Below are 13,777 nucleotides of genomic sequence, written 5' to 3'. Positions count from 1 at the left end.
GAAAGTCGCGCCATCGCACACCTCCGCGTGGCAGCAAACGATCTCTCTTGGAGGATTCAACGTTCAGCAAGTTCTGCCGTCCTAGAAAAAAAGCGCCCGCGGTCGCGGGCGCTTTTGCTGGGCGGGAAATGCCGTATGGGATCAGCGCACCACGGCGATTTGCTGACGGTTGCCGCCCTTGTACGTGTACATGGTCAGCGCGCCATTCTTGATGTCGCCCTTCTCGTCAAAGCTGATCGTGCCCGTGACGCCCTTGAAGCCATTGGTCTTGGCCAGCACCGGCAGGTACTTGGCCGGATCGGGAGAACCGGCCTTGACCATCGCGTCGGCCATCACCATCACGGCGTCATACACGTACGGTGCGTAGATCTGCACGTCGGCGTTGAACTTCTTCTTGAAGTCGGCCTTGAACTTGTCCATGCCGGCCTTCTGCTCGCCTTCGACGCCACCGGCCTCGGCGCACACCACCTGCTCATCGGCCATGGAGCCCGCAGCCAGCTTGGGCAGCTCGCCGGTGCAGATGCCGTCGCCGCCCATCAGCTTGGCGCTGATGCCCAGCTGCTTCATCTGGCGCAGCATCGGGCCGGCCACGGCGTCCATGCCGCCGAAGAAGACGATGTCGGGCTTCTTGGCCTTGATGCTGGTCAGGATGGCGGTGAAGTCGGTGGCCTTGTCGTTGGTGAACTCGCGGCCCACCGTCTTGCCGCCAGCGGACTTGACGCCCTTCTCGAACTCGTCAGCCACGCCCTGGCCGTAGGCGGTGCGGTCGTCGATCACGGCGATCGCCTTGCCCTTGAGCTGGTTCACGGCGTACTTGCCCAGCGTGCCGCCCAGGTGCTCGTCGTTGGCCACGACGCGGAAGGCGGTCTTGAAGCCTTGCTTGGTGTACTTGGGATTGGTGGCCGAGGGACTGATCTGCGGAATGCCGGCGTCGCTGTAGATCTTCGAAGCCGGGATGGTGGTGCCGGAGTTCAGGTGGCCCACCACGCCCTGGACCTTGCTGTCCACCAGCTTCTGGGCAGCGGCGGTGCCCTGCTTCGGATCGGCCGCGTCGTCTTCGGCCAGCAGCTCGAACTTGGCTTTCTTGCCGCCAATGGTCACGCCCTTGGCATTGAGCTCGTCCACTGCCATGCGAGCACCCATTTCGTTGTCCTTGCCCAAGTGGGCAATCGGACCACTGGTCGGGGCGACGTGACCGATCTTGACCACCACCTCCTGGGCACTGGCGCCACCGGCCAGCAACACCGCGGCAGCGGCAAGAACGGCATTGAACTGGAATCGCATTCGGGACCTCCGGGTTGGAAAGAGAGAACTGGTAACAGTTTCAGCAGGAATAACGATAACGCAAATAAACCGGACATCGGTTGACATGCATCCGATCAATTCTTTCCCGCAACAACCCTGGAATCACCCCAATCCTTCCTGCGCGTGATGCGTGATACGCAGGCCCTGCGCCTCGTAGGCACGCCAGCGCCGGCGCGCGGCCAGGCGGTCCGCCTCGTCCAGACCGACCACCTCGATCAGTCGCTCGAAGCGTTCGAAATCGGGCACCACCGCGGGGCCCAGGTTCAGCAGCACGCCATGCTGCGGCGCTTCGGCGCCAGGCTCGATCAGCCAGATCGGCGTGCGCAGCAGCGCCGCCGGCACCGCTTCACCCGCACGCAGCCGCCGGTGCGGGATGAAGGAGCGCACATCGAACAGCCACAGCGCCTGGTCCAGCCGCGACAGCGCATCGGCTTCGCCCGCGACGACCATGCGCGCCTGCTGCCGGTACCCCTTGCGCAGTAGGCGGCAGCAATAGCCGACCTTGTCGCCCACGCCGGTGTGGAAGGCGACTTCCGACAACGCCATCGCTTTGATTTCCTTCGGTTTGCCGCCTCGGCCCCTGCTGGGCTCGGGCGGCCGTGTGATGAGCCAGCGGCCCGTCCGTTCAGCGCGCGTGCGAGAGCACGAAGTGCGTGAGCAGCGGCACCGGGCGGCCGGTCGCGCCCTTGGCCGCGCCGCCCTTCCAGGCGGTGCCGGCGATGTCCAGGTGCGCCCAGCGGAAGGCCTTGGTGAAGCGCTTGAGGAACATGGCCGCCGTGATGGCGCCGCCGCCGCGCGGGCCGACGTTGGCGACGTCGGCGAAGTTGCTCTTGAGCGCTTCGTCGTACTCGTCATCCATGGGCATGCGCCAGGCCGGATCGAGCGCGGCCTCGCCGGCCTGCAGCAACCGCCCGGCCAGTTCCTCGTCCGGGGAGAAGAGGCCCGAGCGCTGACCGCCCAGGGCGATCACGCAGGCGCCGGTGAGCGTGGCAATGTCCACCACCGCCGCGGGCTTGAAGCGCTCGGCGTAGGTGAGCGCGTCGCACAGCACGAGGCGGCCCTCGGCATCGGTGTTGAGCACCTCGATGGTCTGTCCCGACATCGAGCGCAGCACGTCGCCGGGCTTGGTGGCGCGGCCGCTGGGCAGGTTCTCGCACGCGGCGATCAGGCCCACCACGTTGACCTTGGGCGAGAGCTCGCCCAGCGCGCGGAAGGTGCCCAGCACGCTGGCGGCGCCGGACATGTCGAACTTCATCTCGTCCATCTCGCCCGCGGGCTTGATGGAGATGCCGCCGCTGTCGAAGGTGATGCCCTTGCCCACCAGCACCACCGGCGCCGTGCCGCGCGCCGCGCCTTCGTAGCGCAGCACGATGAAGCGCAGCGGCTCCTCGGACCCCTGCGCCACGGCGATGAAGGCACCCATGCCGAGCTTCTCCACCTCCTTGCGGCCAAGCACTTCGACCTTGAAGCCGAACTGCGCCCCCAGCGCCTGCGCCTGCTCGGCCAGGAAGGTCGGCGTGCAGTGGTTGCCGGGACGGTTGGCGCACTCGCGCGCCAGCGTGACGCCCTCGGCGATCGCCTGGCCGCGCGCCAGGCTCTTCTTGAGCGTGTTGGCCGCGGCCTTGTCGCACACCAGCGACACCTTCTGCAGCTTGGCGCCTTCGGGCGCGCTGGGCTTGGTGTGGCGGTAGATATAAGTGGCATCGGCCACGGCCATGGCCAGCGCCTCGGCGTGACGGTCGTCCAGCACGGCAGCGCCCTCCTCCTTGGCCGTTGCCGCGAAGGCCACCGCCGCATGGCGCACGCCCAGCGACTTCAGCGCCCCGAGCGCTGCCGCCACCGCGGTCTTGAACGCCTTGGGCGACGCATCCGCGGCCGCCGCCAGCACCAGGCGCGGCGCCTTCACGCCGGCCGGCCGGTGCACGTACAACGTGCGTCCCGGCTTCAATTCGAAGTCGCCCGCCTTCACGCTTTCCGCCAGCAGCGCCGCCAGCGGCGGCTCCAGCGTCTGCTGTGCCTCGCTACCGGCCACGACCAGCACCAGTGCATCGGCGGCCACACCGGCCAACCCGGCCGCGCCGGGAACGAGGGATCGCAAGTCCATAATGACGCCAAGTTCGTAGATCGCCTGATGTTATTCCATACCACCGTGCGCCGAGAGCTGGCGCGCAGCTTCGGTGCGACGCTGGTCGTGCTGCTGACCATCGTGTTGACGATGATGCTGATCCGCACCCTGGGCCTGGCCGCCGGGGGTTCGGTGGCGCCGCAGGACGTGGTGCTGCTGCTGGGCTACACGGCGCTGAGCCACCTGCCCACCATGCTGGCGCTGTCGCTGTTCATCGCCGTGGTGGCCACGCTGGGCCGCATGTACCGCGACAGCGAGATGGCGATCTGGTTCGCCAGCGGCGTGAGCCTGTCGCGCTTCGTGCGGCCGGTGCTGCGCACGAGCTGGCCGGTGCTGCTGGTCATCGGGCTGCTGGTGCTGCTCGTGTGGCCCTGGGGCAACCGCATGACGATCGAGCTGCGCGAGCGCTACCAGCAGCGCAGCGACCTCTCGCGCGTGGCGCCGGGCGTGTTCCAGGTCTCGCGCGACGGCAACCGCGTGTTCTTCGTCGAGCGCGACGGCGACAACGACGCCACGCGGGCCCGCAACGTCTTCGTGCTGTCCAACGACGAGCGGCGCGAGACGGTGGTGTCGGCGCACGGCGGCCACATCGACAACAACAGCGACCCCGAGCGCCGCATCCTGGTGCTTGAAGGGGGACAGCGCAACGAGACCGACCGCAGCGACGGCACGCTCACGCTCTCGCGCTTCGACACCTACCGCGTGGTGGTGGACGAGCACCAGGCGCGCACCGCCCAGGAACGCTCGCCCAAGACCATGCCCACCCTCGACCTGCTGCGCCAGCCCGGTCCGCGCCAGCTCGCCGAGCTGGCCTGGCGCTTCGGGCTGCTGCTGGGCGCGGGCAACCTGCTGCTGTTGGGCATCGGTCTGTCGGCCACCAACCCGCGCCGCGCCAGCAACTGGAACATGCTGTTCGCGCTGCTCGGCTTCGTCGTCTACTACAACCTCATCAACCTCTCGCAGGCCTGGGTGAGCGGCGGCCGGCTGGGACTGGCCGGGGCGCTGCTGGGCCTGCACGGCGCGGCGCTGGCGCTGGCGCTGGCGCTGCTGTGGTGGCGCGAGCAGGGCACGACGGCGCGGCTGCGGCTGCGCGGGAGCCGCGCATGAAGACCGTTCGGCGGCTGCTCTACCGCGACATCCTGGGCGCGGTGTTCTTCGTGGCGCTGGCATTCCTGTCGCTGTTCTTCTTCATCGACTTCGTCGACGAGCTCGAGGACGTGGGCCGGCACGGCTACACGCTACCGATGGCGCTGATGTCGAGCCTGCTCGAGATCCCAGGCCACCTCTACGAGCTCCTCCCCATCGCAGTGCTCATCGGCACGATCTACTCGATGGCGCGCATGGCGCAGTCCAGCGAGTTCACCATCCTGCGCACCGGCGGGCTGGGGCCGGGCCGGGCGCTGTCGCTGCTGGCGGTGCTGGGCGTGGTCTTCGCGCTGATCACTTTCCTGGTCGGCGATTTCGTGGTGCCGGCCAGCGAGCGCGAGGCGGTGCGCGTCAAGACGCTCGCCAGCGGCGGGCAGGACCTGGGCCGCACCGGCGCCTGGCTGCGCGAGCGCCGCACCATGCCCCAGGGCGTCTCGCACCAGGTCTCGCTCAACGTGCAGCGCCTGGCGCCCGACGGCACGCTCGAAGGCGTGCGCATCTTCGAGTTCGACGAGCAGGGCCGGCTGCAGGAGCGCATTGCCGCGGCGCGGGCGCGCATCGGCGCCGACGCGGTGTGGACGCTGCAGGACGTGCAGCGCACCGTCTGGCCGCCGGCCGATACGGCCTCCGCCACACAGTCACGGATGCAGGTGCAACTGGAGCGGCTGCCCGAGCTGCGCTGGGCCAGCAGCCTGGGCGCGGACGTGGTGGCGGCCGCGGTGCTGCCCATCGACACCATGAGCACCTTGGAGCTGTGGCGCTACACCGAGCACCTGTCGGACCAGGAGCAGGCCGCGCAGCGCCACGCCATCCGCTTCTGGCGCAAGGCGCTCTACCCGTTCGCCTGCCTGGTGATGGTGGCGCTGGCGCTGCCTTTCGCCTACTTGCACGCGCGCGCCGGCGGAATCAGCTTCAAGGTCTTCGGCGGGATCATGCTGGGCATCAGCTTCGTGCTGCTCAACAACGTCGCCGGGCACCTGGGCCTGCTGCGCGACTGGACGCCCTGGCTCACCGCCGCCGCGCCCAGCATCTTCTACCTGCTGCTGTCGCTGGCAGCCTTCACCTGGCTGGTAAGGTACCGATGAACGACACCTCCCGTGGACTGCTGCTGTTCGCACACGGCGCACGCGACCCCGAGTGGGCGCGCCCTTTCGAAGCCGTGGCGCAGTCCGTGCGTGCCCAGCGGCCCGGCACGCCGCTGCAGCTGGCTTACCTCGAATTCATGCAGCCCGACCTGGCACAGGCGGGAGCGCAGCTGGTGCAGGACGGCTGCCAGGCTGTGGAGGTGCTGCCGCTGTTCCTGGGCGCTGGCGGCCACGTGCGCAAGGACCTGCCGCGGCTGCTCGACGCCCTGCGCGCCGCGCACCCGGGCGTGCGCTTCGAGCTGCACCCGGCCGTGGGCGAGCTGCCCGCGGTGGTGCAGGCCATGGCCGGCGCGGCGCTGAGCCTGCTGGCGACCAAGGAGGCGAACCAGCCGTGAACCTGCACCAGTTCCGCTTCGTCCAGGAGGCCGTTCGTCGCGGCCTCAACCTCACCGAGACCGCCAAGGCGCTGCACACCTCGCAGCCTGGCATCAGCAAGGCCATCCTGGAGCTGGAAGAGGAGCTGGGCGTGGACATCTTTGCCCGCCACGGCAAGCGCCTCAAGCGCGTGACCGAGCCCGGCTACCAGGTGCTGCAGGCGGTGGAGATCATCCTGCGCGAGGTGGGCAACCTCAAGCGCATCGGCGAGGAGTTCGGCAAGCAGGACGCGGGGCGGCTGTCCATCGCCACCACGCACACCCAGGCGCGCTACGTCCTGCCCGAGCCGGTGGCGCTGCTGCGCAAGCGCCATCCCAAGGTCAGCGTCAGCCTGCATCAGGGCACGCCCGAGCAGGTGGCGGCGATGCTGCTCGACGACAGCGCCGACATCGGGCTGGCCACGGAGTCGTTGTCCGAGTACGGCGACCTGGTGACGCTGCCCTGCTACGAGTGGCAGCACGTGATCGTGGTGCCCGCCACGCACCCGCTGGCCGGCGTGGAGCGCCCGACGCTGGAGCAGCTCGCGCGCGAGCCGCTGGTGTCCTACCAGCCGGCCTTTACCGGCCGCAAGCGCATCGACCAGGCCTTCGCGCAGCGGCGGCTGCAGCCCGAGGTCGTGCTGGAGGCCATCGACTCCGACGTCATCAAGACCTACGTGCGGCTGGGCCTGGGCGTGGGCATCCTGGCGGAGATGGCGGTGCGCGACGACCCGCCCGGCGGCGACCTGGTGGCGCGCCCGGCAGGCCACCTCTTCGGCATGAACGTCTCGCGCGTGGCCTTCAAGCGCGGTGCTTACCTGCGCAACTTCGTCTACTCCTTCGCCGAGCTGCTGTCGGACCGGCTCACGCGCACGCTCATCAACCGCGCCATGGCCGGCACCGGCGACGACTACGACCTCTGACCGCCGCCTCTGCGGCTCCCGACCGGAAGTGCTTGCCATGCAGATTGACGCCTCGACCGCCACGCCGCGCACGCCCGCATTCCCCAGCCGGCTGCCGCAGGTCGGCACCACCATCTTCACCGTGATGTCCGCCCTGGCGCACGCGCATGGCGCCGTGAACCTGGGCCAGGGCTTTCCGGACTTCGAGGGCGATCCGCGGCTGGTGGACGCAGTTGCCGACGCCATGCGTTCCGGGCTCAACCAGTACCCGCCCATGGCCGGCGTGCCGGCGCTGCGCGCAGCGGTCGCGGACAAGGTGCAGGCGCTGTACGGCCACCGCTACGACGCCGACACCGAGATCACCGTCACCGCCGGCGCCACGCAGGCCATCCTCACCGCCATCCTGTGCTGCGTGCACCCGGGCGACGAGGTGATCGTGCTGGAACCCTGCTACGACAGCTACGCGCCCAACATCGAGCTCGCCGGCGGCACGGTAGTGCGGGTGCCGCTGACGCCGGGCAGCTTCCGGCCGGACCTGAAGCGGATCGCCGCGGCCATCACGCCGCGCACGCGGTTGCTGATCGTCAACACTCCGCACAACCCCGGCGCCAGCGTCTGGACGCGCCAGGAGATGCAGCAGCTCGCCGAGATCCTGCGTCCCACCGACGTGCTGCTGCTGTCCGACGAGGTGTACGAGCACATGGTCTACGACGGCCGCGCGCACGTGAGCGCGGCGAGCGTGGCCGAGCTCGCGGCGCGCGCCTTCATCGTCTCCAGCTTCGGCAAGACCTACCACGTCACCGGCTGGAAAGTGGGCTTCGTGGCCGCGCCGGCACCGCTGAGCGCGGAGTTCCGCAAGGTGCACCAGTTCAACGTGTTCACGGTCAACACGCCGATGCAGCACGGCCTGGCGCGCTACATGGCCGACCCGGCGCCGTACCTGGAACTGGGCGCCTTCTACCAGCGCAAGCGCGACCTGTTCCGCGCCGGGCTGCAGGCCACGCGGCTGCGCCCGCTGCAGACCGAGGGCAGCTACTTCCAGTGCGTGGACTACTCCGCGCTGAGCGACCTGCCCGAGGCCGAGTTCTGTCGCTTTCTCACGACGGAGATCGGCGTGGCGGCCATCCCGCTGTCTGCCTTCTACGCCGGCGGTTTCGAACAGCGCGTGGTGCGCTTCTGCTTCGCCAAGAAGGACGAGACGCTGCAGACGGCGCTGCAGCGGCTGGCGCGGCTGTAAACCTGGCACCGCGCAAGGCGGCGGCCGGCAGATGCCGGCGCGCTTCAGGGCGCCGGCTGCAGCGCGATGCGCGGCGCCACCAGCGGCGGCAGCGGCGACCGGTCGTCGTCCAGCATCGGGGCCAAGGCCAGCGGCAGGTCGATCTCGCAGTCGGCCACCTCCTGGCAATGGCGCTCATGCGCCATGCGGTAGAGCAGCAGCATGTCCTCGCAGGCCGCCAGCGAGGGCAGCGCCTGCGGCTGCAGCAGCAGCTTGGACAGCAGCAGCAGCGCATCCACCGGCGCTTCCCAGCTTTGCTGCAACGAGGCCAGCAGCGCGGGCTCGCCGTCCAGTCCGGGTTGGGGCAGCGCATCCCAGACCGGCAGCGTGCAGCCGAAGCGCGCACCGACCTGGCGCGCGAGCCGGTCGAAAGCCGTGCGCTGGCCGGTGCGCTGGTGTAGCGCCAGCAGCTTGAGCAGCAGCCACGGCGTGCGTCCGCCCTCGCCCAGCCGCGACTGCAACAGCTCGATGGCCTTGTCGTCCTGCCCCAGCGCGCACAGCAGCGCGACCTGCTGCGACAGCGCGATCTGCTCGTTCACCGGCAGCACCCCGGTGGACGGCAAGGGCGCCAGCGGCGGGCGCGTGCTCGCCGCCTCCCCGCGTGGGGGTTCGTTGAACACCACGGCCGCGGTGACGGGCGCCTCGTCGCGCGGCGCTTCCAGGTCCAGCGGCGCGGAGGTGTCCCACCAGACGTCCTGGCGCCGGCGCGACAGCGCCTGCACGCGCCAGGCCAGTCCGACCGCGACGGCCGCCAGCGCCACCAGCAGGCCCAGCAGCCAGGGCATGGCGTGCGAGGCGACTTCCAGCTCGGCCTGGCGGCGCCGGCCCTGTTCCAGCAGTTCCTGGTCTTGCCTGGACTGCGATTGCAGTTGCTCCACGCGCTCCTCCAGCGCGTGCAGCCGTTGTTGGAGTTTCTCGGCGGTCGTGACCGGCGCCAGAGAAGCCTTCTTCGTGTCGTTGGGCGCCGTGGCGCCCGCGTCGCCCTTGGGCGTGGCCATGGCCACGCAGGAAGCGGCAGCCAGGCTCAGCAGCAGCAGTTTTCGGGACATCCCTCCCTCCGGGCATACCGATATAGCCGGACCACTCTAGCACGGGGTACCCGCGTGCCGGCCGGGGGCCATGGCCGGCACGCGGCCTTCAGCGCAGCTGGCTGTCCGGCCCGTCCACGGAATGCGGCCACAGCGAGGCCGCGGGATCGGGCGGCCCGGCCAGCTGCCATTGGGCCGCCACGCGCTGGGCTTCGCGGCGCGCCACCTCGAACAGCTGCAGCAGCTCGGTGATGAGCGCGGGCTCGGCGTGCTCCAGCGCCGTGCGCAGCGTCAGCCGCTCGCGCTGCACGATCAGCATCAGCGGCGCCAGGCCGGCGCTGCGGGCCGTGGCCAGCTCGACCAGCGCCGCGCCCAGCGGGCCGCCGATCCAGCTCGACAGCGCCTCCAGCGGATGGCCCACGGCGCCGAAGTGCCCGCGCAGCGCGGACAGCTCCGCCGCAGGCAGCTTGGGATGCAGCACCAGCCAGCGCATTTCGTCGGGCGTGGCCAGGTCGATGCGGGTCTGCAGTCCCTGCGTGTACTGCTCGAACACCTGCTTCTCCAGCAGGTCGAGCAGGCTGCGCGTGAGCACGAGCAGCTGCAGCCCGGCGCCGCCGTTCAGCGGCGCGCGCAGCCGCAATTCCTGGCCGGTGATGTAGCGCCGCTGCGACGGGCCCCATTCCAGCCGCCACGCGCCGCCCTGGGCTTCGACGATGAAGCCGTCGGCGTCGCGGCTGCGCTTGAAGTGATGGCCCTGCGCATGCGCCCAGTCGGCCAGCGCACGCTCGCCCGGCAGCCCCGCGCGGCGTGAGAACCATTGTCTGAAGGCGTCGAGCATGAGGGCTGGCGCACAATGGGGCGCCCGAAGACGCGTGAGGAGACAACCAAGATGATCGAAGTGTATTCGTGGCCCACGCCCAACGGTCACAAGGTCCACGTGATGCTCGAAGAGTGTGGCTTGGCCTACCGCGCGCATCCCGTGGACATCGGCGCAGGCGACCAGTTCAGCCCCGAGTTCCTCGCCATCAGTCCCAACAACAAGATTCCTGCCATCGTCGATCCCGACGGTCCGGACGGGAAGCCCATCTCCCTGTTCGAGTCCGGCGCCATCCTGCTCTACCTCGCCGGCAAGACCGGCAAGTTCCTGCCCAAGGACACCCGCGGCAAGTACGAGGTGCTGCAGTGGCTGATGTTCCAGATGGGCGGCGTGGGCCCGATGCTGGGCCAGGCGCACCACTTCCGCATCTACGCGCCGCAGAAGATCGACTACGCCGTCGAGCGCTACACCAACGAGGCCAAGCGCCTCTACGGCGTGATGGACCGCCAGATCGCCCGCCACCGCTACATCGCCGGCGACGAGTACAGCATCGCCGACATCGCCGTCTTCCCGTGGCTGCGCTCGTGGAAGAACCAGGGCATCGACTGGAACGACTACCCGAACCTCAAGGGCTGGTTCGATGAGATTACCGCCCGCCCGGCGGTGCAGCGCGGCGTGGAAGTGCTGGCCGACCAGCGCAAGCCGCAGATGGACGACAAGGCGCGCGAGACGCTGTTCGGCGCCACGCAGTACGCCAGGCGCTGAAGACTCCGGCAGGACCGGCCTCGCGCCTGCTTACAATTGACCTTCTGCACTGCCCGTAGCTCAACTGGATAGAGCAGCTGCCTTCTAAGCAGCAGGTCGGGGGTTCGAGTCCCTCCGGGCAGGCCATTCGACGCAGCGCGCAGCGGCGCGGCCCTTGCCCTACAGCAGCCCGCATTCGCCCCGCTCGATGATCCTGTCCCAGGATCTGAGACGCGGCGGTTTCCGCTCCACTCCTTAGCTGCCGGGGTTGCGATGATCCAGCCGCATCGCCCCTCGACCACCGTCGATGTCCACTGCCTCTGACGCCTCCCCAGACGCCCCTTCCGGCGCCCTAGCCCCTTTGCGCGTTCCCGTGTTCCGCATGTTGTGGAGCGCCTGGCTCACGGCCAACGTGTGCATGTGGATGAACGACGTCGCGGCGGCCTGGGTCATGACCTCGCTCAGCCACGACCCTGCGCTGGTGGCGCTGGTGCAGTCGGCCTCCACGCTGCCGGTGTTCCTGCTGGGCCTGCCCAGCGGCGCGCTGGCCGACATCGTCAACCGCCGGCGCTGGTTCATGTTCACGCAGCTCTGGGTCGCGGCCGTGGGCGTGGTGCTCGCGGGCGTGTCCATGGCTGGGCAGCTCACGGCGCCGCTGCTGCTGGTGCTGGTGTTCACCAACGGCATCGGGCTGGCCATGCGCTGGCCGGTGTTCGCGGCCATCGTCCCGGAACTCGTGGGCAAGCGCGAGCTCAGCGCCGCGCTGGCGCTCAACGGCGTGGCGATGAACGCCTCGCGCATCGCCGGGCCTATCGCCGCGGGCGCCATCATCGCCAGCCTGGGCAGCGCCTGGGTGTTCGCGCTCAACGCCGCGCTGTCGCTGGTGGCGAGCTTCCTGGTGTGGCGCTGGCGCTACGAGCCGCGCAACTCCGCCCTGCCCGGCGAGCGCTTCGTGGGCGCCATGCGCGTGGGCCTGCAGCACGTGCGCGAGTCGCCGGGCATGCGCGTGGTGCTGCTGCGCGTGTTCGTGTTCTTCCTGCAGGCCACGGCGCTGATCGCGCTGCTGCCGCTGCTGGCGCAGCGCCTGCACGGCGGCGGCGCGGGCACCTTCACCGTGCTGCTGGCCTGCATGGGCGCGGGCGCCATCGCCGCAGCGCTGGCGCTGCCGCAGCTGCGCGCGCGCTGGGACCGCGACCAGCTCGTGGAGTACGGCACGCTCATCAACGCCGCGGCGATGGTGGGCGTGGCGCTGGCACCCAACGTCTGGGTCGCCGCGCCGACGATGGTGCTGGCCGGCGCGGCGTGGATCTCGGTGGCCAACTCGCTGACCATCACCGCGCAGCTGACGCTGCCCAACTGGGTGCGCGCGCGCGGCATGTCGATCTACCAGATGGCGCTGATGGCCGGCAACGCAGCGGGCGCCGCGCTGTGGGGCCAGGTGGCGAGCTTCTCCAACGTGCAGACCAGCCTGCTGGTGGCCGCGGCCAGCGCTGTGCTGCTGGTGCTGCTGCTGCGCCGCTACCGCCTGGAGACGCTGCCGGCCGAGGACCTCACGCCGCACGCGATCACGCTCGACCCGCCGCCGGCCTTCGAGATCGCGCCCGAGGCCGGGCCGGTGATGGTCACCATCGAGTACTTCGTGGACGAGGCCGACGCCGCGGAGTTCGCCGCGGTGATGCGCGACAGCCGCCGCGCGCGGCTGCGCCAGGGCGCGCTGAGCTGGGGCCTGCTGCACGACAGCACCGACCCGCGCCGCCACGTGGAGTACTTCCTCGACGAGTCCTGGGTCGAGCACCTGCGCCGCATCGACCGCATCACCGCCGCAGACATGCGGCTGCGCGAGCGCCGCTTCGCCTTCCACCGGGGCGACCAGCCCCCGCGCGTGCGCCGCTACGTGGGCGAGACGCTGCCGGACTGAGCCCGGTCCGGCCTCAGCCGACCGTGGCCTCGTCGCTGCGCGTGTCGCCCCGGTCGTCCACCCAGCGCACCACCACGCGCTCGCCCTTGGCGCCGCGAAAGCGCAGCTGCAGGAAGGGGTCGCGCGACACCGCCGGCCCAAGCCGCGCCTGCAGCACGGGGCGGCCGCCGCACTCGATGTCCACGCGCTCGATGTGATGCGCCGGCACCAGCGCGCCCGAAGCGTCGCGGTGCTGGCCGCTTTCCATCACGTGGCTCATCAGCACCCGCAGCTCCACCACGCCGCCGTTTTCCACGGCCCGCATCCGGCTGGGCTGTCCCATGGTGATCTCCTTCTCAGCCGGCGCAGCCGCCCTGGATCACGCGCACCGGGCGACGCGCCAGGAACAGCCCGCCCTCGGCGCGCACCAGCGCGTGCACGGTGGAGCTCTCGGCCATCTTCAGCCGCGTGGAGACGAAAGCCTCGGTGCCCGGCGGCAGCGTGAACACCGCGGCCAGCGGGCCGGGGTTGTGCTCCACCAGCAGCGCGATCAGCGACACGCCCGGCAGCGCCGTGGTGACGGTGAAAGGCACCACCGCGCCGTTCTCCGCCACGTCCGGGCCGTCGAGCTGCACCTGCCCGCCCGCCTCGGCGCCCTCGCCGCCCAGCGCGCGCAGCGCACCCTTGAAATCGCGGCTGGCAAAGGCGGCGTCCCAGGCGTCGACCTGGGCGCGGGCTTCGTGCCCCGGAAGGGCACCCGCCAGCACGAACAGGCCCAGCGCCTGCGCTGCAGAACTCAGCAGACGGCGCCGCGAGGCGTGCATCGGTTTGTACATCCCACCCTGGAGGGAACGGCCATCAGCGCCGCGCCCATGAAAAAAGCCCTGGAAACTTCTTGCAGAAAGCTTTCCAAGGCATTGATGGCAATGAAGAAATTGGTCGGGGTGAGATGATTCGAACATCCGACCCACTGCTCCCAAAGCAGTTGCGCTACCAGGCTGCGCTACACCCCGAAGAGGGATATTGTAGCCGCCCGCAG

At 70.0% G+C, this 13,777-nt stretch carries 14 protein-coding genes and 2 tRNA genes; 8 read left to right on the top strand and 8 right to left on the bottom strand.

The annotated features are described in order from the left end of the window. Positions 1-141: 141 nt before the first annotated feature. The 3 genes from H537_RS0112015 to H537_RS0112005 form a co-directional block, all read right to left on the bottom strand. Entirely contained in the window at positions 142-1,284 is a 1,143-nt protein-coding gene (locus H537_RS0112015; protein ID WP_028998132.1) for a branched-chain amino acid ABC transporter substrate-binding protein, read from the bottom strand. 123 nt (positions 1,285-1,407) lie between these two features. Further along, positions 1,408-1,851 carry a DNA polymerase III subunit chi gene (locus H537_RS0112010; RefSeq protein WP_238446670.1) on the bottom strand — a complete coding sequence of 148 codons (444 nt, stop codon included), beginning with the start codon at positions 1,849-1,851 and terminating at the stop codon, positions 1,408-1,410. Between the two features lie 79 nt (positions 1,852-1,930). Further along, the gene (locus H537_RS0112005) at positions 1,931-3,409 is read right to left on the bottom strand and encodes a leucyl aminopeptidase (RefSeq protein WP_028998130.1); all 1,479 of its coding nucleotides are present in this window, start codon (positions 3,407-3,409) and stop codon (positions 1,931-1,933) included. 27 nt (positions 3,410-3,436) lie between these two features. Here H537_RS0112005 and lptF point away from each other — a divergent pair, with 27 nt between their 5' ends. Genes lptF through H537_RS0111980 form a run of 5 tightly spaced genes read left to right on the top strand, consistent with a single transcriptional unit; the run spans position 3,437 to position 8,213 of the window. Next, entirely contained in the window at positions 3,437-4,537 is a 1,101-nt protein-coding gene (gene lptF, locus H537_RS0112000) for an LPS export ABC transporter permease LptF (protein ID WP_028998129.1), read from the top strand. Then, positions 4,534-5,661 (top strand): LPS export ABC transporter permease LptG, encoded by a 1,128-nt coding sequence (lptG, locus tag H537_RS0111995; RefSeq protein WP_028998128.1) that lies wholly within the window; start codon positions 4,534-4,536, stop codon positions 5,659-5,661. Before lptF ends, lptG begins: the two co-directional genes overlap by 4 nt. After that, positions 5,658-6,056, top strand: a complete 399-nt coding sequence (locus tag H537_RS0111990) for a sirohydrochlorin chelatase (RefSeq protein ID WP_028998127.1) — start codon at positions 5,658-5,660, stop codon at positions 6,054-6,056. Before lptG ends, H537_RS0111990 begins: the two co-directional genes overlap by 4 nt. Continuing rightward, positions 6,053-6,997 carry a CysB family HTH-type transcriptional regulator gene (locus H537_RS0111985; protein WP_028998126.1) on the top strand — a complete coding sequence of 315 codons (945 nt, stop codon included), beginning with the start codon at positions 6,053-6,055 and terminating at the stop codon, positions 6,995-6,997. The genes H537_RS0111990 and H537_RS0111985 overlap by 4 nt, the downstream gene beginning before the upstream one ends. A gap of 37 nt (positions 6,998-7,034) precedes the next feature. Then, positions 7,035-8,213 (top strand): pyridoxal phosphate-dependent aminotransferase, encoded by a 1,179-nt coding sequence (locus tag H537_RS0111980; RefSeq protein WP_043458620.1) that lies wholly within the window; start codon positions 7,035-7,037, stop codon positions 8,211-8,213. Between the two features lie 44 nt (positions 8,214-8,257). Here the strand turns inward: H537_RS0111980 and H537_RS0111975 are convergent, their stop codons facing one another. Further along, the gene (locus tag H537_RS0111975) at positions 8,258-9,301 is read right to left on the bottom strand and encodes a hypothetical protein (RefSeq protein WP_028998124.1); all 1,044 of its coding nucleotides are present in this window, start codon (positions 9,299-9,301) and stop codon (positions 8,258-8,260) included. An 88-nt stretch (positions 9,302-9,389) separates the two neighbouring features. Further along, positions 9,390-10,118, bottom strand: a complete 729-nt coding sequence (locus H537_RS42490; RefSeq protein ID WP_051242417.1) for a hypothetical protein — start codon at positions 10,116-10,118, stop codon at positions 9,390-9,392. A 51-nt stretch (positions 10,119-10,169) separates the two neighbouring features. On the opposite strand from H537_RS42490, the gene H537_RS0111965 reads away from it, so the two are divergent. From H537_RS0111965 to H537_RS0111955, 3 genes are all read left to right on the top strand, one after another. After that, positions 10,170-10,862, top strand: coding sequence for a glutathione binding-like protein (locus H537_RS0111965; RefSeq protein ID WP_028998123.1), 693 nt, complete (start codon positions 10,170-10,172; stop codon positions 10,860-10,862). A gap of 49 nt (positions 10,863-10,911) precedes the next feature. Then, positions 10,912-10,988: transfer RNA gene (locus H537_RS0111960), tRNA-Arg, on the top strand. A 160-nt stretch (positions 10,989-11,148) separates the two neighbouring features. Beyond that, positions 11,149-12,759 (top strand): MFS transporter, encoded by a 1,611-nt coding sequence (locus H537_RS0111955; RefSeq protein WP_028998122.1) that lies wholly within the window; start codon positions 11,149-11,151, stop codon positions 12,757-12,759. 13 nt (positions 12,760-12,772) lie between these two features. Here H537_RS0111955 and soxZ read toward each other — a convergent pair whose 3' ends face one another. The 3 genes from soxZ to H537_RS0111940 form a co-directional block, all read right to left on the bottom strand. Beyond that, positions 12,773-13,081: a thiosulfate oxidation carrier complex protein SoxZ gene (soxZ, locus tag H537_RS0111950; RefSeq protein ID WP_028998121.1), complete on the bottom strand. Its 309-nt coding sequence runs from the start codon at positions 13,079-13,081 to the stop codon at positions 12,773-12,775. 13 nt (positions 13,082-13,094) lie between these two features. After that, positions 13,095-13,574 carry a thiosulfate oxidation carrier protein SoxY gene (soxY, locus tag H537_RS0111945; RefSeq protein WP_028998120.1) on the bottom strand — a complete coding sequence of 160 codons (480 nt, stop codon included), beginning with the start codon at positions 13,572-13,574 and terminating at the stop codon, positions 13,095-13,097. Positions 13,575-13,674: 100 nt separating this feature from the next. Further along, positions 13,675-13,751, bottom strand: a tRNA-Pro gene (locus tag H537_RS0111940). Positions 13,752-13,777 lie beyond the last annotated feature (26 nt).

Source organism: Azohydromonas australica DSM 1124 (assembly GCF_000430725.1).
GTDB classification, from domain to species: domain Bacteria; phylum Pseudomonadota; class Gammaproteobacteria; order Burkholderiales; family Burkholderiaceae_C; genus Azohydromonas; species Azohydromonas australica.
The sequence above is the reverse complement of the archived record's forward strand: the minus strand, read 5'-3'. Positions and strand labels throughout refer to the sequence as shown.

Excerpts from the sequence above, each read along its gene's own strand:
- lptG (WP_028998128.1), top strand. The coding sequence starts at position 4,534 with ATGAAGACCGTTCGGCGGCTGCTCTACCGCGACATCCTGGGCGCGGTG.
- H537_RS0112010 (WP_238446670.1), bottom strand. The coding sequence starts at position 1,851 with ATGGCGTTGTCGGAAGTCGCCTTCCACACCGGCGTGGGCGACAAGGTC.
- H537_RS0111980 (WP_043458620.1), top strand. The coding sequence starts at position 7,035 with ATGCAGATTGACGCCTCGACCGCCACGCCGCGCACGCCCGCATTCCCC.
- H537_RS0111975 (WP_028998124.1), bottom strand. The coding sequence starts at position 9,301 with ATGTCCCGAAAACTGCTGCTGCTGAGCCTGGCTGCCGCTTCCTGCGTG.
- soxZ (WP_028998121.1), bottom strand. The coding sequence starts at position 13,081 with ATGGGACAGCCCAGCCGGATGCGGGCCGTGGAAAACGGCGGCGTGGTG.
- H537_RS0112005 (WP_028998130.1), bottom strand. The coding sequence starts at position 3,409 with ATGGACTTGCGATCCCTCGTTCCCGGCGCGGCCGGGTTGGCCGGTGTG.
- H537_RS0111965 (WP_028998123.1), top strand. The coding sequence starts at position 10,170 with ATGATCGAAGTGTATTCGTGGCCCACGCCCAACGGTCACAAGGTCCAC.
- lptF (WP_028998129.1), top strand. The coding sequence starts at position 3,437 with ATGTTATTCCATACCACCGTGCGCCGAGAGCTGGCGCGCAGCTTCGGT.
- soxY (WP_028998120.1), bottom strand. The coding sequence starts at position 13,574 with ATGTACAAACCGATGCACGCCTCGCGGCGCCGTCTGCTGAGTTCTGCA.
- H537_RS0112015 (WP_028998132.1), bottom strand. The coding sequence starts at position 1,284 with ATGCGATTCCAGTTCAATGCCGTTCTTGCCGCTGCCGCGGTGTTGCTG.
- H537_RS42490 (WP_051242417.1), bottom strand. The coding sequence starts at position 10,118 with ATGCTCGACGCCTTCAGACAATGGTTCTCACGCCGCGCGGGGCTGCCG.
- H537_RS0111955 (WP_028998122.1), top strand. The coding sequence starts at position 11,149 with ATGTCCACTGCCTCTGACGCCTCCCCAGACGCCCCTTCCGGCGCCCTA.
- H537_RS0111990 (WP_028998127.1), top strand. The coding sequence starts at position 5,658 with ATGAACGACACCTCCCGTGGACTGCTGCTGTTCGCACACGGCGCACGC.